Below are 20,770 nucleotides of genomic sequence, written 5' to 3'. Positions count from 1 at the left end.
GTTACTCTGCGATCAGCCGCGCAGGGCGCGTCTACGTTCCTCAAACGCCAGGTGCTACAACTCTTGGGACCCCCGCAACGCACTGGCTCCCCAACCTACGCTAGTTTTAGTTTTTAGCCTTAACTGAACCGTATTGGGTTAAGAGCGTTGTAGCACGTGGCGTGGACAAGGGAGATTTGTCTCCCCTTGTCACTCACTCTCCCTTGTCACCGCGACTTCTCCCGTTCGCGTAGCGTCTCCGTAAGGAGAATCCCCTTTCCCCTTTCCCCAATCCCCGACCTATGCATTCAACTTTTTCTCTACCAATTGGTTAGTGAGCTTGGGATCGGCGCGTTTGTTGGTCTTTTTCAGGACTTGTCCGACGAAGAAGCCTTTGAGATTGACGTTACCGTTGCGGTATTTCTCTAATTCTTTGGGATTTGCAGCAATCACTTCATCAATGATGGGTTCGAGGACGCTGGGGTCACTGATTAACTCTTGACCTGCAAATGCTTTTTCTGGAGAAACACCACTGAGCAAATCGGGCAATTTTTCTTTAGCTTGGGCGTTGCTAATTTTACCCTTTTCAATTCGACTGATGACGTCGGCGAGATTGACGGGAGTGAGGGCGATTTCGGTAATGCTGAGTTTATTTTTGTTGAGGTAAGCAGCGATATCTTGAGTAATCCAGTTAGCAGCAGCTTTGGGGTTAGCACCGAGAGCGATCGCACTTTCAAAATACTCAGCAGTAGCGCGTTCCTCAGTCAAAACTCGCGCATCGTAGGTTGAAAGACCCAACTCATCTTCGTAACGACGGCGTTTTTGGGCGGGGAGTTCCGGTAATTCAGATCGCCATGTGAGTAATTGTTCGTCTGATACTTCAATTGGTGCTAAATCTGGTTCTGGGAAGTAGCGATAATCGCTAGAACCTTCTTTAGTTCGCATACTAATTGTGCGTTGAGCGCCTTCTTCCCACAAGCGGGTTTCTTGAATAATGCGTTCACCCGCTTCTACGGCTGCAATTTGGCGTTCGATTTCGTATTCAATCGCCTTTTGAATGGCGTTGAACGAGTTCATATTTTTAATTTCTACTTTCGTGCCAAATTTTTCTTGACCGACGGGACGCACAGAGATATTAACATCACAGCGCAGTGAACCTTCTTGCATATTGCCATCACTGACACCGAGATAACGCATGATCCGGCGTAACTCTTGGGCGTATTCCGCAGCTTCTTGTCCAGAACGCAAATCTGGTTCTGAGACAATTTCTACCAACGGCACACCAGCACGGTTGTAGTCTACCAAAGAATAGGACGAACCAGACAGGCGATCGCTACCCGCATGTACTAATTTCCCTGCATCTTCTTCCATGTGCAGACGAGTAATACCAATTTTTTTACGGAAGGGATTACCATCTGCATCTACCAACTCAATTTCTAACCAACCGTGTTCGGCAATGGGTAGATCATATTGAGAAATTTGATAATTTTTAGGAAGGTCAGGATAAAAATATTGTTTGCGATCGAACTTGCTATACTCAGCGATTTGACAATTCAGCGCCAAACCTGCTTTGACGGCGTATTCTAGAACTTTTTCGTTGAGTACAGGTAATACACCAGGCAAACCCATACAAACGGGGTCAATATTAGTATTAGGATCAGCTCCGAATTCTGTGGAACTAGAAGAGAAAATTTTAGTTTTGGTACTTAGCTGACAATGGGTTTCTAGACCAATAATCGCTTCGTACTCTGTTTTTACAGTCGTAGCAGCAGTCATAAAAACACAAATTATGGTTAATTCTGGTTCAGGCTACTATTTTAGACTGGGATGGACTGTGCTTGAATACGGTTTTTCGGTAGAGCAAAGCGTACTATTGGTTCAACATATTAGACTTCTTGCACGAATGCAAAACTTGCCCTCATCCCCAACCCCTTCTGGTCAAAATTGACCAGAAGGGGAGCCAATTTCAAAGTCCCTCTCCCAAGCTTGGGAGAGGGATTTAGGGATTTAGGGTGAGGGTAAAGATTCATGCAAGAGGTCTATTGATTTTGATGGGTTCGTAGTGTAGACGCGGTAGCGGCTTCCCATACGCCGTCGTAAGGCGTTCCCGTAGGGTAGGGTACGCTTAAGCGCTCATAGATATAGAGGACTAAAGTCCTCACTACAAACCAGTACTAGTTTTCTCTTTTGTGGAACTACTCTCCGGTAAGGGTTTAGCTGTTTTCTTTGCCACTTCTGGTGGTTTTAAACGAATATGTAGCTCAACTCCTGCAACTGTTCCTTCTGTATTTTTTATAAATTGAAGCTTGGAAAAACTATTTGATTTGAAAATAAATTCGATTGGGGAAATTGCTATAAGTTCTTGGGGAGTAGAACTTTTTCCTTGGCAGAAAAGGGTATTTTGCTGGCAGGTAATAATGATTTCTAAAGCTTCATTCAGTTGGTAGACACCAGTATACGTCGCAAGAATTTCTGAATTTACCTGAACTGCTTGTGGTTCTTGATATGGTTTTCCAATGGTGAGGGCGACTATTTTCACTATGAGTTGTTGGATAACTGAACCTTTACTTTCACTATTTGAGAGTACAGCTACAAAAATTTGGTCATCTGGTACGCGGATAGCGTGGGTGGAGAAACCGTTAATTGAACCACTATGTTCTACCAATCGATGTCCTTCATAATCAGAAATAAACCAACCATAACCGTAATTAGTCAATGAACCATCTATTAATTTATAGGTTGTAAATGCTTGCTGGAGTGTTTTCTGTGGGACTAATTTATTTTTGTAAAGTGCTGCATCCCAGATTGCTAAGTCATCCACATTTGCAGCTAAGGAACCCGCAGCATAGGGTTGTGTCATACTCAGATAGTTGGCATTGAGATAACCATTTGCTCCAGTTTGATAACCGCAAACACGCTGAGGAATAATACGTTGTGCCACATCATAGTAGGAATGCTTCATTCCCAGCACATCAAATATATGCTGCTGAATAAATTCCCCATAAGTCAGCCCCGATATTTTTTCGATAATCGCGCCCAGTAAAATATATCCTGAATTGTTATAAATCCATTGCTTTCCCGGTGCAAACTGCATGGGCTGATATTTGAAAAAATCAATTAATTCACTGACGGTGAAATCTTTTGTTTGTAAAGACCACCACTCAGGTATAGTGGTATAGCTCTTGATCCCAGAAGTGTGAGTCAATAAATGTTCTATTGTAATTAAGTGGTCGTGAGTAGGATAATCAGGCAAAAACTTAGTAATTGAGTCGTCAAGGGCGAGCTTACCTTGCTCTAGTAGAATTAAAATAGCCACTGCTGTGAACTGTTTGGTGATTGAGCCGAGGCGGAAAACCATGTCTGGCTGAATCTGCACACCAAGTTCCAGGTTTGCCATTCCATAGCCTTTGCGATAGATAACTTCGCCAGCTTGAGTAACAATGACTGCTACTCCAGGTTCATCTTGAGTGAAAGCTGATTTTACAAGATCATCTATAACTATTGAGAGGTCGTGACTGGTTGGCATTGACGACTCCTAGTTGAGTATTGTTATGAAGACTCGTAACTTAAACTCTTTTGGGTTAACTTGCTTGATTATGGGTAAAGCTAAAGCTTATGCGATCGCCCAACAAATCGCAATGTAAGCCCATACATTAACAATGTAAGCCCATACATTAACAATGCAAGCTGATACATTAACAATGCAAGTCGATACATTAACAATGTAAGCCAATACATTAATAATGCAAGCTGATACAAAATTCCTATTAGATTTTTGTTAGCGTAGCCTGCGTTTAAAAAACTCAGTATTCTACTCCCCGTTCCCTGTTCCCCCTTCCCTCTTCCTTGTAGTCCCTGCTTCTTGTGCTAACAAAAATTGTTTGCGTTCAATACCCCAGCGATAACCACCCAAGCTACCATCAGAACGAACGACGCGATGACAAGGGATAATTAAAGATACGGGATTTGTCGCACAAGCACGCGCCACAGCCCTAACAGCACTGGGTTGACCAATAGATTGAGCAACTTCACTATATGTTTGTGTGCTACCACTGGGAATTTGACGTAAAGCTTGCCAAACTTTAGCTTGAAAAGCTGTAGCTTGAATATCAAGGGGTAATTCTGAGAGATGGGAACTCGGTTGTTCGCCATTGAGGTATTGTAGAAGTGCGTAGAAGCTTTGCTTCTTGTCGTCAGACATCGCCCACTGACTCAACTTATCTTCATTTAGCTCACATCGGTAAATCTTAGCCGCCGGAAATTCTTTGAGCAAAGCAGTTTCTAATCCTGTATCAGAATCACCCAGACTCACCATGCAAATTCCATATTCAGTAGCAGCTACTAGCAAGTAGCCCAAAGCAGAATCTACAATCATGTAGTTGATTACCATACCATCGCCGCCGCGTTTGTACGTAGCAGGAGTCATACCAAATTGTGTTTTTGCACACTCATAAAGACGACTACTTGAGCCATAGCCTGCATTGTAAATGCTATCAGTGACACTGCTTGTAGTTTTAAGTTCTGTTTTTAAAATTTGCATTCGTTGTGCTTGTATATACTGCTTAGGTGTCACACCCATGACTCGCTTAAACATTCGCTGCAAGTGAAAAGGGCTAACATTAACCTGGGCGCTGAGTGTTGCTAAAGTTAGTGACTCTGTCGGTTCGGCTTCGATAATAGCGCACACACGCCGCACTATTTCTGTTTGCGGGTCTATTGGTTTTTGCGGTTCACAGCGCCGACACGGACGAAAACCCTCATCTTCAGCTATTTGCGACGAAGCAAAGAAAACAACTTGCTCTCTTCGTGGCTTGCGTGCTGGACAAGAGGGACGACAATATATACCAGTAGAGCGCACTGCATACACAAATACACCGTCAAAGCAAATATCTCTGTTTAATACAGCTTGCCAAAAGTCTGCTTCACTCATGGATTTATTGCAATTTCAAATGGAGAATTGGTATAACTCACCCACGCTCCCAATCATAAGCAAAGCAAACAAGTTGAATCTATCTGAATCTTGCGGTCAAACTTTGCAATTAAAATCATCACTCTTTTCCTAAAGCACTTAGTTCAACCACATTTAATTTTTTAGCTTGTGCCATACTTCTGTAAACTTGTTGTCCAATCTGTCAAAACTTTGGAAGAGATGTATTTACCCCGCTCCTTGATTAAGGTATTAGCCATTGGCAAAGAATACAGGTAATATACACATCAATCCAAAATCCACAATCCAAAATCCAAAATCAGATGACCAATTTAAGACGATGAACCTGTAGAATTTTTTCTTGGTTGTGGCGATCGCTCACTCAAATAATAATGCCACAACAACCGCGTCGCTACTGCTCTCCAAGGACGCCAATTCTCAGCAATAATTTCGATTTCCTTTGGTGTGGGTCGTTGTGCTAATTTCTTCACTTTTTGGATTGCTAGTATTAACCCTAAATCTCCCTTTGGTAAAGCATCTGGTCGCCGCAACGCCATTAATAAATATATGTCTACTGTCCAATCTCCAATTCCTTTAAGTTGTTTGAGGACACTACGAACATCTTCATCACTCATGGTGTTGAGAATATCTAAATCAACTTGTCCAGCAATAATTGATTCTGCTAATAAACTTCCATAAATAGCTTTTTGGCGACTAAAACCAATTGTTTTTAATTCTGTATGATCAAGTTGAAAAAACTTTTCGGGAGTAATTGGTGAGATTTTTGCTTGCAATCTTTCAAAAACTGCTTTTGCGGAAGCGAGAGAAACTTGTTGTTCGAGAATGATTTGAATCAGAGTTGCAAAACCTGGTTCTCGTAACCAAAGTGGCGGTAAACCAAAAGTATTGAGAATGTCAGCTAAGTCATGATCATTTGCTGCAAGTACATTTAATGCGTGAGTAAAATTCTCCTCACTTAGGGTTTCTAAATAATTCATTATTCACGCCTGAGATAAATAAAAATTACGATAAAGATATTTTTTGGAAATCAAACACCGATGCACACAGATATAGCAATCCTATATGATTTGTGATCATTGCAAAGCGCAGATCCCCGACTTCTTAAAGAAATCGGGGATCTTGTGTCTCACGAATGATTTAGGAATGCTATATCTTCCAGAAAAACAGTATAGTTTATGGCAAGGCTGCTGCTGGACTTAAATCTAGGAGACTGAGCAAACGAGTAATATCAAAATGTTCAGCCATAAGATTACGAATACAGTGAACTTTAATCGGTTCGTGAACGCGTACTTGACCAAAAGTCCGATCAATAATTTCCACAGTAGTCAGAGTATCCAAATCTACTGATAAAATGGGGATTTCTAGTTCTTCGGCGCGGGTGAGAATAAAATGAGGTGGTGGTAGTTGTCCAGTTAGAATCAGACATTGGGTGGAAGTTTCCAATGCTGCTTGCTGAATTTCAACGCGATCGCCTCCTGTGACAACCGCCATATTTCGACGTTTGCGAAAATACTTCACGGCGGCGTTTACATTCATAGCCCCAATCGCTAAACTTTCCACCATTAAATCTAAGCGATCGCTGCGACAAAGAACTTCCGCATTCAATTGATGTACGAGTTCGCGGACACTGACACTACGTAACAAGTCACTTTTTGGCAAAATTCCTAACACAGCTATATCCTGCTGTTCCAAAAATGGACGGATAGTACTATCCAGCGCTGGTATTTGTTGTGCAGGAACATCGTTAATCACGACACCAATTAGGCGTTTTCCTAATCGCTTTTTAGCAGACACTAAAGACTCAACCGAAAGCAGCGATTGATAGCGGCTGACTAACACCACAGCAGCATCAATAATTTCAGCCACTTGTGGTAAAGACAAGTTAAACAAACTGCCTTCTTCCAGATTACCTGGCCCTTCTAGCAACACCAAATGACCAACCGAGATTGGTAGATATTGTTGTGCTAAAGATTGACGATAATCGGTTTTGTCTTCCCCGCGCAGACGTTTTTGAATTGTGGCTTCATTTAAAGCCAATACGGATGGTACGATGCGGTTTTCAGGAAGATTGAGGCTAGCCGCAATAAATTGGACATCATCCTCAACCATGCTACCAGCAGATTCACTCAAACAGGTGCCTATTGGTTTGCCATAGGCAATATCTAATCCTTTTTGCTGTAGCAGATGAGACAAACCTATAACAGTTGCAGATTTGCCACAGTAAGCCTCAGTCGAACCAATTAGCAAATGTTTAGCAGATTTCGGCACACATGCACTCCTAAATTCAAAAGTCGGCACAACCTTTGCTTGGTGTTTCCCCATTTTAGGACTAACCAATGCGATCGCGTTGTCGCAAGAGAAGACAAAACAAGTCAAAAGTCAAAAGTCAAAAGTCAAAAGTCAAAAATTTCTTAATTATGCCCAATGACTAATGACCAATGACCAATATTATTCGTCTATTCGTAAGAGTTTACGGTAAAAAGCTTGAGAAAAATCAGTGAGGCGATAGCGTTTGTAATATTCCATCATTTCAATTAAAAAATTTATAAACTCGAAGCTAGCCATCATCACTTCATAGCTGAGGTCTGCGTTGCCTTCAAACTGGACTCGACAACGGGTCAGGTCTGAGGGTAAGGTAGCAGTATTCCAAGTCGCTACAAAAGGAATATTCTCACTCCCTTCTATTTTGCGCTGTCCTTCTAAAATACCTTTGTGATAGAGACTGATGGCGTATGGTAAAAAATTACGCTTGCTGCTTTGAATGTATGGCAAGTAGACATTAGCCTGTTGCGGCGTAGCAGGTTGAAGTTGCTCAAAAGACATACTAAGTATTCCTTCTGTTGCTTGATAAACAAGCATATTAGTGATTTCACATAGTATTCCCAAAAAAGTATTTTGATACACAGTTGATTTGGGGATTGGGGAAAGGAGACGAGGGGGAGTAGGGAGACAAGGGAAAGTGGGGGGAGAATTATTTCACAAGTCTCTTCCCTTTCCCCTTTCCCCTTTCCCCGATCCCCAATGACAAATAACTAAATAATTGTTGACTGTGTGTAAACTACGTTTAAAGATGTCTTAAGGAAAACTTTAGTGGTTGAACACTATAAGATTTTATGGCTCCACTAGTTGCAAACTATTACTTGACTTATCGCTGTAATGCTAGATGTCACTTTTGTAACATTTGGGCATTAGAACCTGGGAAAGAAGCTGATTTTGAGACAATTAAGCATAATTTGAATGATTTACGCCGTCTGGGAGTCAAATATGTGGACTTTACAGGTGGTGAACCGTTGCTGCGGCAAGATGTGGGTCAGATTTATACTGAGGCAAAACGCCAAGGCTTTTATACCAGCATAACCACAAATACAATTTTGTATCCGCAGAAAGCAAAAGAAATTCAGGGGTTAGTGGACTTTTTGAATTTCTCTTTGGATGGGGGGGATGCAGAAACTCACGATCACTCACGTGGAGTGAAGATTTTTGACAATTTGGTCGAGTCGGTAAAAATTGCTAAGTCTTTGGGAGAATTCCCAGTCCTCAATCATACCGTTACTGCCCAAAACTACGAACGTATAGATGAAGTGGGTGAACTGGGTAAAAATTTGGGTGTGCGCGTCTGGCTGAATCCTGCTTTCACAGCCCATGAACACTACAACTCAAATAAAAATCCTACTCCTCAAATGGTGGCAGCAATCGAAGCTACTGCCAAGAAATACAAGAATGTCGGGTACAATAGGGCTGCATTGGCTTTTATTGAAGCTGGAGGCAATGACACTAAAAATCCTCGCTGTAAGGCGGTAGATGCAGTCATTGCAATTTCTCCTAATGACGAACTGTTGCTACCTTGTTACCACTTTGCCCAAACTGGAGTTCCCATCCAAGGACGGCTTTACGAACTTTATCGTGAATCAGAGGAGGTAGAAAGTTACCGCCAATCTCAAGGTAAGTTAAAAGTGTGTGAAGGTTGTACAGTTTGGTGTTACCTGATACCCAGCTTCTTTATGGGTGTTGACAAATATTGGTGGTTGAATCAAGTGACCTATGCCAGCGAATTCCTGGCCCGAAAACGATTCTTACAAAGAGCTTGATCCGCTCGACTCTTTACTTTCTGATTTATCAATGGAAGAGGAGTTAGAAGAAGAGACATCGCCTTGTGTGTCTCTTCCATCCCGGTTTCAAGGTCGCAGACGCAAAGCTGCTCTAGTTCTGACAATGGTCTGGAGTGGCACGATCGCTTTGCATCTTGTTTCCTGGGGTTATTTGTTCGTACTAGGACTGACTACTATCATCGGGCTTCATGTATTTGTGCTGGTGTTTGCTAGACCGCGCCATAGTCATGAAGGAATAGAGGGTGATTATCCTTATGTTTCGGTGTTAGTAGCTGCGAAAAACGAGGAAGCTGTAATTGGCAAACTCGTGAAAAACCTTTGCAATCTGGAATATCCAGAAGGAAAGTACGAAGTTTGGATTATTGATGATAATAGCAGCGATAGGACGCCGCAGTTTTTAGCAGAACTTGCTCACGAATACGAGCAATTAAAAATTCTGCAACGATCGCCAGGATCTGGTGGTGGCAAATCTGGAGCCTTGAATCAGGTTTTGCCACTCACTAAAGGTGAGATTTTGGCGGTGTTTGATGCTGATGCTCAAGTCTCACCAGACATCCTGCTACAAGTTGTACCTTTGTTTGAACGTCAAAAAGTGGGGGCGGTGCAAGTGCGAAAAGCGATCGCCAACGCCAAAGAAAACTTTTGGACAAAGGGACAAATGGCAGAAATGGCAATAGATGCCTATTTACAAGAGGGACGGACTGTCATTGGTGGTTTTGGCGAACTACGGGGTAACGGTCAATTTGTCCGGCGAGAAGCATTGAAACGTTGCGGTGGCTGGAATGAAGAGACAATCACCGATGATTTGGATCTAACATTCCGCCTCCACCTAGATAACTGGGATATAGAAAATGTCTTCAACACCGCAGTTGAAGAAGAAGGTGTAACGAATGCGATCGCTCTTTGGCATCAGCGTAACCGTTGGGCAGAAGGTGGTTATCAACGCTATCTGGATTATTGGGATTTAATTCTCAAAAACCGCATGGGTAGCCGCAAAACTTGGGATATGCTGGTTTTCCTGCTCAGTCAGTATATTTTGCCCTCAGCAGCAGTACCAGATTTATTGATGGCGATCGCTCGGCATCGTCCACCAATACTCAGCCCCATGACGGGCTTGACCATTACAATGTCTATGGCAGGTATGTTTGCTGGTCTGGTAAGGATCAGAAAACAAAAAGGGCTGAATTTATCTAGTTATTTTGTGCTGCTGCTTCAGACTTTGCGTGGTACTTTCTATATGCTTCACTGGCTAATAGTCATCAGTAGCACCACCGCTCGCATGTCTGTGCGTCCTAAGCGTTTGAAATGGGTGAAAACTGTACATACAGGAAATAAGTGAACTACCCAGCGCTCACGCTTAGTGTAGAGCGCGGGTCTTCCTGGTTCATTTTTCTAGTTGATTTTGAATCTGCCCAAAGCTCAAGACTGCTATGACTTTCTTGAGCAATTTGTTATAGGGTAAAAAGTGCGATCGCTACCTTGTTGTCTAGCATTGTCTACGATTGGTGTAGTACCTTCTGTAAAGCGCTCAGTAAGGCCTGGTTTGTGAAAGGTTTAGGCAAGAATTCTTGGATATTCAGACTTCTGTTGTGAAGATTAGTCCAACTGGGTATTAGTCCACTCATGGCAATGATTTGCACCTGGGGATTAATGCGTTGTAAGGTGAGAATCGTAGTAGAACCATCCATCTCTGGCATCATCAAGTCTATCAATACCACACTAATGTCGTCCTTGTACTCAGAATAGAGTGCAAGTCCACCGATTCCATCGCTGGCGCTTAAAACCCTATAGTTATGAGTTTCCAGCATCGTTTTAGTAATCTTGCAGATTGTGATTTCGTCATCTACTATCAAAATCAATTCGCCATTGCCCTTTGGTAGTTCTGCATCAACTGGTGTTTGGGGTTCAGTGGCTTGGTTACTCGGCAGATATACCTTAAAGGTGGTGCCTTTTCCCACCTCGCTATAAACATTCACAAAACCGTTATGATTTTTAATAATGCTCATGGCAGTGCAAAGCCCTAGACCAGTTCCCTTCCCTAACTCTTTTGTGGTAAAAAAAGGGTCAAAAATGCGGTCTATAATTTCTGGTGCAATCCCTGTTCCGGTATCAGCAATAGTAATCACAATGTAGGAGCCTACCTGAGCATCCACATGCATCCGAGCATAACTTTCATCAACCCAAAGGTTTTCCGCACTAATACTCAGGATACCGCCATTGGGCATGGCATCACGAGCATTGACTGTGAGGTTCATTAGCACCTGATGGAGTTGAGTTGCATCTGCAAAAATCGTCCAAAGATTGTGTGCTAAATCAGTTTGGGTTTCAATAGACTTTGGGAAAGTTTTTTGCGCGATCTGTGCGACATCCGCAAGCAAATGCCTAGCTTGGACGATGGTGCGAGTCCCTTCAATTCCTCGACGACTAAACGAAAGAATTTGCTTGACCAAATCAGCACCTCGTTTGGCACTGTTTTCCAAGATTTCCAACAGTTGCCGACTTTTTTCATCCAAGTAGGGGAATTTGATGGGCAGCAGTTGAGCAACTGCCAAAATGGGAGTAAGGATATTGTTGAGATCGTGGGCAATACCACTGGCGAGAGTACCAATACTTTCAAGGCGTTGGGCGCGGAGAAACTGCACTTGGAGTTGTTTTTTTTCGGTAATATCAGTACTGACAGTCAGAATGGATTTGGGATTACCTGCTTCATCGCGCACAAGTGTCCAGCGACTTTCGACGATGATGTTCTTTCCATCCTTGGTGACTTGCTGCAACTCACCTTGCCATTTACCCTCTTGAGTCAGTATTGTTTGTATTGCTTCAAATTGCGCCAAATTTGTGCTATTTTGATACAAAACTTCAACGGCTTTCTTGCCCAAAATTTCTGCTGCTTCCCATCCGTACAGGTGTTCAGCACCTTTATTCCAAAATAAGAGACGCTGCTCCAAATCTTGAACAAAAATCGCGTCGGTGGCGACATCCAACAAAGCAGCTTGTTCGCGGATCTGTTGTTCTGCCAGCTTACGAGCGGTAATGTCCTCCGCAATTCCCACAACTCGGTGAGGTTCGCCAAATTTATCTCTAATGGGGAAACCGCGATCGCGTATCCATCGCAACGACCCATCGGGACGGATAATGCGATACTCCTCGTCATAGTTGCCCGCTAGTGACTGCTCAAAAAAGACGTTCTGAATGCGTTGCCGATCTTGGGGATGAATTGCCTCTAGCCAGATCATAAAGTTGGCATCCAAGCTCTCACAAGTACGTCCCCAGATGGTTTCGTAGGCAGGGCTGACGTAGAGTAACTGACGTTCTTTGGGGTCTGCCATCCAAAAGACCATCTCAGTTATATTCTCTGCCAATTGGCGAAACCGTTCTTCGCTTTCCTGTAGAGCCTGTTCTGTGATCTGCTGTTTATAGCGTTCCTGTGCTTCCCGCAACTCCCGTTCCACTGCGGGTACTAGGCGAGTAAGATTACCTTTGATCAGGTAGTCGTGAGCTCCGGCTTTCATCGCAGCAACAGCAATATCCTCACCAATCGTACCGGAAACAATAATAAACGGTAAATCTAACTTCCGACTTTGAAGAAATTTCAGCGCTTCTGGGGCAGTAAAAGCAGGCATATTGTAATCTGCAATCACGATGTCCCAAGTCTGTTGCTCTAGAACTTCCTGCATGGCACTTGAGGTATCCACCCGCACATAGTCTACGGTGTAGCCACCCCGACGTAACTCCCGCAGAGTTAGGAGAGTATCATCTTCCGAATCTTCAAGAATCAGAACACGCAGGTGAGAGTTCATCTTCACTACCTCGTTAAATCGGTGGTGCTTCGTTCAACAGTAACCAGTACATCCCCAGTTGTCGTACTGCTTCCGTAAATTCGACAAAATTTACAGGTTTGCGGATGTAACTATTACACCCCAAGCTGTAACTATTGAGCATATCTTGTTCTTCGCTGGAGGTAGTCAGAACCACCACAGGCAAAAGTTTGGTGCGATTATCTGATCGCAAGCGGCGCAGTACTTCAATGCCATCAATGCGAGGCAGCTTGAGATCCAACAAAACCACTGTAGGTTGGACGCTAATATCCCGTCCAGTATAAACTCCAGTTCCAAACAGATAATCTAGGGCTTCAACACCGTCATGAGCCACTACAATCTCATTACTGATGTGATTTCGCTTGAGAGCTCGAATAGCCAAAGCTTCATCATCAGGATTATCTTCCACCAGTAGAATAGTTTTGTTGCTCACCCTCATCCCCTGCCTTATCTAATATTAGTGTAAAGTAAAAGGTAGCCCCTTGTTCCACGGCCCCTTCTGCCCACACCCGACCGCCATGCCGATGCACAATTCGTTGCACAGTGGCGAGTCCGATTCCATTACCCGGAAATTCATTCATACCATGCAAACGCTGAAACGGTCCGAATAATTTGTTGGCGTAAGCCATATCAAAGCCTGCACCATCATCTCGCACAAAGTAGACTGGGATGCCACTTTCACTATTGATCGCTCCAAACTCAATCTTTGCTTGGGGGTGCTTGGAGCTAAATTTCCAAGCATTGCTCAGTAAGTTCACCAACAAAACTCGTAGCAGACGGCTATCCCCTTCGGCTAACAACCCTGTTTGAATGACAAACTCTACCTGTCGCTCTGGCTGACTCTGCTGTAACTCAGTACAAATATTACTAGCTAACAGGCTCAGATCCGCAGTTTCCAAGTGCATATCGCTGCGCGTCACCCTAGATAAGTTGAGGAGATCATCGATCAATTGCCCCATCCGGTGAGTCGCTAAACGAATTCGTCGCAGGTAGTCCTGTCCGGTTGCGTCCAGCACGTCAAAGTAGTCTTCCAGCAAAGCTTGACTGAAGCCGTCAATACCCCGTAAAGGAGCGCGCAGATCATGGGAAACAGAGTAGCAAAAGGCTTCCAGTTCTTTGTTTACTGCCTGTAGTTCAATGATTGCTCGTTGTAGCCCTTGGTTTAAGGATTGAACTGCCTGCTGTGCCTGTAGGCGCTCCAGTACTTCTGCCCGTAGATCAGCCAAGAGTTCTGCGTGTTTGAGAGCTACACCGAGGTGGTTAGCAATCTGGCTAACAAACTCGATTTCTGTTGTTTGCCACTCTCTAGGAGCGCGACATTGGTGAATACAGAGCAATCCCCAGAGCTTTTGACCTTGTAGAAGCGGCACCACTAGGTTAGCTCGGATTTGAAATTGGGAGAGGATTTGAATGTGACACTCACTCAACCCATAACTATAGATATCTGCAACCGCCTGAACCCGGCCCTGCTGATAATGGATGGCAAACTGCTCCCCAAAGCAGTGGTCGTGAATTTTTTGCGCCATAGCTGACCCAAAAGCAGGATCTACATCTTCAGAAACAAATTCCCCATCATCCCAGCCTGAGTCTGGGTAGAAACGAAACATCCCCACTCGGTCTGCTTGCAAGAGTTGGCGAACCTCAGTAGCTGTGGCTTTAAAAATCGTTTCCAAATCAATATGTTCCCGCAGGCGGGTAATCACACGGAACAATGCTTTCTGCTGCTCAACCCGGAAATATGCTTGATTGATTTCCTGCTCTAAGTGTTGGACTTCGCCTGCTAGGATCTGCTTGGCATCCTCAAATGCCGCTTCATCTCGACACAAGCTCCGCAACCTTGCTAATATTTCTGGGTTCATTTGTTTTAGCTAATTAGCTCAAAAAATCACTGAAAGATTAGACAAACTTTTGGGTCAGCTAGTTCAGATAACTGCTCCAAGTGTTCAAAATAATGTAAAAATATAGCATACAGATGCATTAGTTACTTAAAAATATAATATAATTTAATTGGATGATAAAGATTGTTTAATAATAAAAAATCAAGGCTATTATTAGGACTAATATTTGATTTTTGAAAAACTACCTAATTAGAATTTTCCTATATAAAATTTGTAAATTATATCAAGATTATAGCTATAAGTAAATCGATGAGAATAAACTAAACCATGTTAAGTAATACCAATTCTTCGTGAAGCTGCATAGAATTTTACCCCTCCCCCAACCCCTCCCCGCTTGCGGGGAGGGGTGGCGAAGCCGGGGAGGGGTCTTTGTATGCGTCTTCATATAGAATTGGTATAACGTAAAATTATTAAAATAAGTTCGTAGTAAGGACTTTAGTCCTTACTACGAACCTTTGATTGTTATATGGTAATCATCAAAATTATAAATAATTCCTAGTGTTAACTTATAATAAAAATAGTATTTACTAGAATTTAATACTTGCGATACGATAAATATCTACACAGTAGCACAGTAAATTCAGTGAAATAATTTCCTGAGTTAAATCATGTAAAGCAGGCAAGTTTTATTTGCAAAATAACGCTTTACATCTACTTGTCTATTGGTGTTAAATATCGTAGTCAAATTTCCCATATCTTCTGTATATCTGTGAGGAGTTATCATGACGAGATATCTGCTAGCCTCTTGTGGTGGAGCGGGTTTATTGTACTTACTTTTGGGATTGTTACCAGTGCAAGCCCTAACTAAGTCTGAGGTTTTAGATAGCAAGCTAGTAGAAAAATCTTCTGAAAAATTAGTAATTGCTAAGAAAGAGAACAGGCATGAAATAATAACAAATAATGGTGGTGTCTTACCTCATAAACTGAAGAATCAACCAGTTATAGGTAATAATAAACAAGATTCATCGGTTTTAAGCCAGAAGCAAGAGAACAGAAACATAGAATTAAATTCTGCTCCTAATTCTTCATTACAAATTTATCCAACATCTGCAAATTCATCTCAGATATCAAACAAAATCGCCCAAGTCACATCCGTATCACAATTGTCTGATGTCCAACCAACAGACTGGGCTTTCCAAGCATTACAATCTTTGGTTGAGCGTTACGGTTGTATTGCCGGGTATCCCAATAGTACCTATCGGGGTAATCGTCCCATGACTCGCTACGAATTTGCTGCTGGCTTAAATGCTTGTCTTGATCGAGTCAGTGAAATAATTGCTACCGCAACTACTAATTTGGTAACAAAAGAAGACTTAGGCACTTTACAGAGATTGCAAGAAGAATTTGCTGCGGAATTGGCGGCACTACGGGGCCGAGTAGATACACTAGAAGCTCACACAGCAGAACTAGAAGCAAATCAGTTTTCCACAACTACCAAACTCAATGGTGAGGTAATTGTTGCAGCGATTGGTGCTACAGGAGGTTCTCCAGGTACGGATGACCCTAATATCATCCTGACAAATAGAGTGCGCTTGAATCTCAACACCAGCTTTACAGGTAAAGACTTATTAATTACTGGTTTGCAATCTTATAACTTTTTGGGCGGTTTGGATGGTCGTGGTAGTTTGCAAGAATCTTTGGGATTAGCTTCGCCCCTACTTAGCGCTAGTAGCGCCCGTACTAGTTTTGAACCTCAGTTTCCTGGTATTGACGTTAAAACTTTATCGGATGTCGGTGCTAATGATGTTGAGCTTTACAAATTGCTTTATATCTTTCCGGTTGCTGATAAATTAACTTTGTTTGCTGGAACTGCGGCGGAAGTTTCAGATGCTTTTCCTGCGATTACACCTTTCTATGGTGAAGGACAAGAGTCGATTTCTCGCTTTGGCAACTTGAACCCTGTAGTACGTGTTTCCGGTGGTACTTCTGGTTCTGGTTTGGCCTCAGCTGTAGGATTTATTTTTAATATTTCTAACCAGTTGGACTTAAGAGCTTTATATGGCAGCGTCAATGCTAATATTCCTCAAAATGCTCCAGATATCCTACCAGGAGTTTCTGGAACACCTTTAGGATCTGGTTTTTTTGGTGGTAGTAGCGTCATCGCCACACAACTAACCTTTAGACCAACTAGTTCTATAGATATTGGTCTTAACTATGCCAATAGTTATCACGAAATCAATATCTTGGGTACAGGATTAACTAGTAGTGACATTGGGGCTTTGGCTGGTGTTTCACTAGGAACACCCGTCAAACTTAATTCTTTTGGTGGCACAGTAACTTGGCGATTTTCCCCAAAAATTGCTTTATCTGGTTATGGTGCAGCAATATTTGTAGATGATTCTGCCCGTGATGTCGATGCTTCTAGTACCTTCACTAGTTGGATGGTAGGGCTTCACTTCAATGATTTATTCCACCAGGGAAATAACGCAGGTATTTTGTTTGGACAGCCACTGTATCGGACTTCTGCTGATGGGGATGCTGAACTTGCCTCTACAGGTGTTGATCGGGCTACTCCTTACCATTTAGAAGCGTATTATCGCTTGAAAGTGAGTGATAATATTAGCATTACTCCTGGGGCATTTGTGCTATTTAACCCCGAAGGTGACAGCAGAAACGACACAACAACTGTTGGTGTACTCCGTACTACCTTCACTTTTTAAAACTCATCATCTGCTTCTGCTTCGTTTTCCCAATCAGAGGTAGCTTTAGAGTCGGTAACTTCTACTACATCATCTGCAAAGCGAATAATTTCCCCATCAAAAAATTGTGCCAGACGTTGGGCTGCGATCGCTCCTTCATCACTTTCCCAATTAGGTGGTGACATCTGAGGTTGTGGTGTGGAGAAAGTTGACGCCGCATGAGTAGTATTTGTTACCGATTCTGTTTTTGTGATTAGTGGTTTTGTTGGTTGATGATTTTCAGTTACAGGTGGTTGTGGTTGTTGGTTGTAACTAGGTGGAGAGGGCTGATGAGGTTGAGGAGTATTATTTTGAGGAAAATCTTTTTTTTCATTGCTAGTTGAGGGTTTTGCCTGATTTGCAACCAAGCTCACCTTATATTTTTGCTGAAAAACTTTGACAAAAGCGGCTTCTACATCAGCTAATTTACCTTGAGCAAGTTTGATTAGCTTTGGTGGTACACCTACAACAGCAACACCATCGCCAATACTTAATAAGCGTCCGTGCTGATTCAAGAGTGCTTTGGCAGGTATTGGCAAGGATTCGACTATTTTTTGCCAAGTTGCTTCCAATGATTCTTCAGTGGAAGATGGGGAAGTATTTGGAGTGTGGGAGGTGGGGGGAGTGTGGGGAGTGGGGGAGGTGGGGGGAGTTTGAGGAGTTGTCGTATCTTGTTTATTGGCTGTGTTACTGTTTGTCTGTGTCACCTTGCCGTTAGAAACTGGGGAAGGTGGGATGATAGAAGGAGTTGGTAATGGTGAGACTGCGGGTGCTACAGGTCTTGTTGTTGCTGGCTGAGTGTTAATAATAGTTGCTGAAGGTAGCAATCCCAGTAATGTGACTTCTAACCACAAGCGCGGTTGGGTGGTGTTTTTTAGTTGCACCTCGGCAGTTCTCAGGTGTTGTTGTCCTTGTAATATTGTGCTGATATCTAAATTTTGAGCAGAATTAACAAGTGCTTGCCAAGTTTGGGGAGTACAAGCAACCAAGTTTTGACGGTTGGGTGCTGTTTTAGCTATGAGTAAATCGCGATAAAAAGCAGCCAGATTTTGGAGAATAATCAGAGGTTCTCGACCACGATCTAGAATTTGACGAGTACAATCTAGAACTGCTTCAGGGTTGTCTTTGGCGATCGCACTCAAAAGTGTGAGTAAATCTTTTTCACTTACTGATCCTACCAAATCCCAAACTCGATCCGGTGTCACTTCCCCTGATAATAAACTTAGTTGATCGAGCAAGCTTTCAGCATCCCGCAATCCTCCCTGAGCAATTTGAGCTACAAGTGTAATCGCTTCCAAATTAATATTTATATTTTCGTTGGTAGCAATAGTACTTAAATGCTGCACCATTGCTTCTAGGGGTATCCGACGAAAGTCAAATCGTTGACATCGGGAAATAATTGTGGGTAGTACTCTTTGCGGGTCTGTTGTTGCGAGGACAAAGACTACATGCTTAGGTGGTTCTTCGAGAGTCTTAAGTAGTGCATTAAACGCCGCGGTACTGAGCATATGACAATTATGCACCAGTAGTCCATTAGCAACAAAGTTGTGATTGTCTGCTACTTCAATATCATAAACTCGTTCAACCCCAGCGAGGTTGACAGATTCGACCGTTGCCAAACTTGTAGTCCATTGAAGGGATGGAATACTGTTTGAGGTCTGCCAACCATTTTCTACTGGCATCTGCGCCCATCCATATGTACCAGTATGTTTTGCCAGTGTTACGCCTGGTGTAAAATCTTGCTGCTGCTGGATAACCGGAAGTTGTGAGCCAACTGGCAATAATTTGATTTTCTTCTGGGGAGTATCCTTCCGTATGAAATTGGATTTGTGGACTTCCTTGTGGAGTGAGACTGAGAGATCCGTCATCCATGTACCACCAAGCAAGTCCTTCTGAAGTGACCTGATTGAGCCAAGCCATAGAGACGAGTTTTTTATCCCCATTTGGCTTGACGATATCAAAAACATCTTTAAGTTGGGGATGGCAGGATGTGTTACATGTAACTGATGTTTTACCGTATCCCCTGTTAGGTGATAGTCGTAATTTTGGTTGCAGTTCTTTAAGACAACAGACCTTGTATTCCAGCCATTTTTGCTGGCTTTCTGCGTGTGTCCAAGCCAACCTGGGGAATCTACTGTATTGATTTGGGTAACAGATGGAGCAATCTCCGAGTAGTGTTCCGTAGATAAGTCCCAGTGTTTCTGTTGATAAAACTTCCGCATCAGTGAGGAATTTTTTTGTTCTAAGTTCCCAAATACCGTGTCCTTTTTTGTATGGATGTCTTTGCCAATGAGATTGAATGCTACTAATTCCTTTACCTTTTTTCTGTAAAAAGGCTGGAATATCAAGCTGTTCTCCACACCCACAAGCGCACATAGGTCGGAGTAATTCAGCTTGTTGCAGGATGGATTTGAGATTATATGTTTTTTGCCCGTAGGTATTACCTTTAAATTGGTGTCCACGAACAAATCGCCGGACACCTCCATCTGTCCCATATTTGTAAATGGGAGTACCACATCCGCATTCGCAGGGGACAGTATCCTCATTCCTTCTTTTACGTCTTTTGCTGCTATCCATCCCCTATCTGTCCTAATTAAATGATTGCTAGTACATCTGATTTCGCAGCTAGTTGTCTTAATAACTAAGGTTTGACGTTCGCCTCGATCTAGCCAGCGAATAACTTTTTTATACTCCCATTGTCCTGTAGAGTCGTTATAACTGAGTACTTTTTTACCTTTAATTTTGGGATTATCAATTCTGATCAATCCTTTATCAGTCAATACCAAAGAATCTCCTGTCAGACACTCATCGACCACATACACTTTGTAACGACATTGAACAGGGGCAAATTGCGCCCTTTCGATCATCTCTCTGATGTTGTCTACGCCTGTGTTGCTGGCAGCGTCTATTTCAATTACATCTAAAGAATAACCCTTGGTGATTCCCTGACAAACATCACACACACCACAGGGTTCAGCTGTGGGTTTATCACTTTTAAGACAATTGAGTGATTTAGCTAAAATGCGGGCGCTGGAAGTTTTACCTGTACCTCTTGGCCCTGTAAATAAATAGGCTGGTGCAATTTTGGACGCACAAATAGCATTAGTGAGAGTGGTAGCGATCGCTTCTTGCCCTACCAGTTCAGCAAAACTCTTTGGGCGATACTTATGGTGCAGAGGTTCGTAAAACATGGATGGCAATGCCTTTTCTGTTTTGGGAGTCGCACCCAGTCGAGTTTGGGATTCAATCATTTTAGCTAAAGAGGGGAATGGGGAACGGGGATCGGGGAAAGGGGAACGGGGAAAGAAAGGGGACAAGGGAGAATAACCAATGCCCAATG

At 42.9% G+C, this 20,770-nt stretch carries 13 protein-coding genes; 3 read left to right on the top strand and 10 right to left on the bottom strand.

Features of this window, described 5'->3' with window-relative positions:
- Positions 1–279 precede the first annotated feature (279 nt).
- The 6 genes from gatB to ebsA all read right to left on the bottom strand — a co-directional run bounded on the left by gatB (position 280) and on the right by ebsA (position 7,750).
- A complete protein-coding gene (gatB, locus tag ACE1AT_RS22690) occupies positions 280–1,755 on the bottom strand; it encodes an Asp-tRNA(Asn)/Glu-tRNA(Gln) amidotransferase subunit GatB (protein ID WP_374872454.1) in 1,476 nt (491 codons plus the stop codon).
- A 385-nt stretch (positions 1,756–2,140) separates the two neighbouring features.
- On the bottom strand, positions 2,141–3,505 hold the full coding sequence (locus ACE1AT_RS22685; protein WP_374872452.1) for a serine hydrolase domain-containing protein: 1,365 nt from the start codon (positions 3,503–3,505) through the stop codon (positions 2,141–2,143).
- Between the two features lie 285 nt (positions 3,506–3,790).
- Positions 3,791–4,909, bottom strand: a complete 1,119-nt coding sequence (gene ada, locus ACE1AT_RS22680) for a bifunctional DNA-binding transcriptional regulator/O6-methylguanine-DNA methyltransferase Ada (RefSeq protein ID WP_374872450.1) — start codon at positions 4,907–4,909, stop codon at positions 3,791–3,793.
- Positions 4,910–5,238: 329 nt separating this feature from the next.
- Complete coding sequence (locus tag ACE1AT_RS22675) at positions 5,239–5,904, bottom strand: DNA-3-methyladenine glycosylase family protein (protein WP_374872448.1); 666 nt, start codon at positions 5,902–5,904, stop codon at positions 5,239–5,241.
- Positions 5,905–6,100: 196 nt separating this feature from the next.
- Complete coding sequence (locus tag ACE1AT_RS22670; RefSeq protein ID WP_374872446.1) at positions 6,101–7,195, bottom strand: phosphotransacetylase family protein; 1,095 nt, start codon at positions 7,193–7,195, stop codon at positions 6,101–6,103.
- A gap of 180 nt (positions 7,196–7,375) precedes the next feature.
- Complete coding sequence (gene ebsA, locus ACE1AT_RS22665) at positions 7,376–7,750, bottom strand: type IV pilus biogenesis protein EbsA (protein ID WP_374872460.1); 375 nt, start codon at positions 7,748–7,750, stop codon at positions 7,376–7,378.
- A gap of 290 nt (positions 7,751–8,040) precedes the next feature.
- Between ebsA and ACE1AT_RS22660 the strand changes: the two genes are divergently transcribed.
- Complete coding sequence (locus ACE1AT_RS22660; protein WP_374872444.1) at positions 8,041–9,015, top strand: radical SAM protein; 975 nt, start codon at positions 8,041–8,043, stop codon at positions 9,013–9,015.
- The gene (locus ACE1AT_RS22655) at positions 8,969–10,375 is read left to right on the top strand and encodes a glycosyltransferase (protein ID WP_374872442.1); all 1,407 of its coding nucleotides are present in this window, start codon (positions 8,969–8,971) and stop codon (positions 10,373–10,375) included. The genes ACE1AT_RS22660 and ACE1AT_RS22655 overlap by 47 nt, the downstream gene beginning before the upstream one ends.
- A gap of 157 nt (positions 10,376–10,532) precedes the next feature.
- Here ACE1AT_RS22655 and ACE1AT_RS22650 read toward each other — a convergent pair whose 3' ends face one another.
- Genes ACE1AT_RS22650 through ACE1AT_RS22640 form a run of 3 tightly spaced genes read right to left on the bottom strand, consistent with a single transcriptional unit; the run spans position 10,533 to position 14,713 of the window.
- Positions 10,533–12,836 carry a PAS domain S-box protein gene (locus ACE1AT_RS22650; RefSeq protein ID WP_374872440.1) on the bottom strand — a complete coding sequence of 768 codons (2,304 nt, stop codon included), beginning with the start codon at positions 12,834–12,836 and terminating at the stop codon, positions 10,533–10,535.
- A gap of 13 nt (positions 12,837–12,849) precedes the next feature.
- Positions 12,850–13,293 carry a response regulator gene (locus tag ACE1AT_RS22645; RefSeq protein WP_374872438.1) on the bottom strand — a complete coding sequence of 148 codons (444 nt, stop codon included), beginning with the start codon at positions 13,291–13,293 and terminating at the stop codon, positions 12,850–12,852.
- Positions 13,253–14,713: a GAF domain-containing protein gene (locus tag ACE1AT_RS22640; protein WP_374872436.1), complete on the bottom strand. Its 1,461-nt coding sequence runs from the start codon at positions 14,711–14,713 to the stop codon at positions 13,253–13,255. Before ACE1AT_RS22640 ends, ACE1AT_RS22645 begins: the two co-directional genes overlap by 41 nt.
- 761 nt (positions 14,714–15,474) lie before the next feature.
- Between ACE1AT_RS22640 and ACE1AT_RS22635 the strand changes: the two genes are divergently transcribed.
- Positions 15,475–17,412, top strand: coding sequence for an iron uptake porin (locus tag ACE1AT_RS22635; RefSeq protein ID WP_374872434.1), 1,938 nt, complete (start codon positions 15,475–15,477; stop codon positions 17,410–17,412).
- Here the strand turns inward: ACE1AT_RS22635 and dnaX are convergent.
- A complete protein-coding gene (gene dnaX, locus ACE1AT_RS22630; RefSeq protein WP_374872458.1) occupies positions 17,409–20,621 on the bottom strand; it encodes a DNA polymerase III subunit gamma/tau in 3,213 nt (1,070 codons plus the stop codon). The two genes, ACE1AT_RS22635 and dnaX, sit on opposite strands and share 4 nt — an antisense overlap.
- Positions 20,622–20,770 lie beyond the last annotated feature (149 nt).

Origin of the sequence: Pelatocladus sp. BLCC-F211 (assembly GCF_041928655.1) — a bacterium.
In the GTDB taxonomy this organism is placed as follows: Bacteria; Cyanobacteriota; Cyanobacteriia; order Cyanobacteriales; family Nostocaceae; genus Pelatocladus.
This window is presented reverse-complemented; position numbering and strand designations above follow the sequence as displayed.

Bases quoted from the DNA above. Each gene is read 5' to 3' on its own strand.
- gatB (WP_374872454.1), bottom strand. From the start codon at position 1,755: ATGACTGCTGCTACGACTGTAAAAACAGAGTACGAAGCGATTATTGGT.
- ACE1AT_RS22685 (WP_374872452.1), bottom strand. From the start codon at position 3,505: ATGCCAACCAGTCACGACCTCTCAATAGTTATAGATGATCTTGTAAAA.
- ada (WP_374872450.1), bottom strand. From the start codon at position 4,909: ATGAGTGAAGCAGACTTTTGGCAAGCTGTATTAAACAGAGATATTTGC.
- ACE1AT_RS22675 (WP_374872448.1), bottom strand. From the start codon at position 5,904: ATGAATTATTTAGAAACCCTAAGTGAGGAGAATTTTACTCACGCATTA.
- ebsA (WP_374872460.1), bottom strand. From the start codon at position 7,750: ATGTCTTTTGAGCAACTTCAACCTGCTACGCCGCAACAGGCTAATGTC.
- ACE1AT_RS22660 (WP_374872444.1), top strand. From the start codon at position 8,041: ATGGCTCCACTAGTTGCAAACTATTACTTGACTTATCGCTGTAATGCT.
- ACE1AT_RS22655 (WP_374872442.1), top strand. From the start codon at position 8,969: ATGCCAGCGAATTCCTGGCCCGAAAACGATTCTTACAAAGAGCTTGAT.
- ACE1AT_RS22650 (WP_374872440.1), bottom strand. From the start codon at position 12,836: ATGAACTCTCACCTGCGTGTTCTGATTCTTGAAGATTCGGAAGATGAT.
- ACE1AT_RS22645 (WP_374872438.1), bottom strand. From the start codon at position 13,293: ATGAGGGTGAGCAACAAAACTATTCTACTGGTGGAAGATAATCCTGAT.
- ACE1AT_RS22640 (WP_374872436.1), bottom strand. From the start codon at position 14,713: ATGAACCCAGAAATATTAGCAAGGTTGCGGAGCTTGTGTCGAGATGAA.
- ACE1AT_RS22635 (WP_374872434.1), top strand. From the start codon at position 15,475: ATGACGAGATATCTGCTAGCCTCTTGTGGTGGAGCGGGTTTATTGTAC.
- dnaX (WP_374872458.1), bottom strand. From the start codon at position 20,621: ATGTTTTACGAACCTCTGCACCATAAGTATCGCCCAAAGAGTTTTGCT.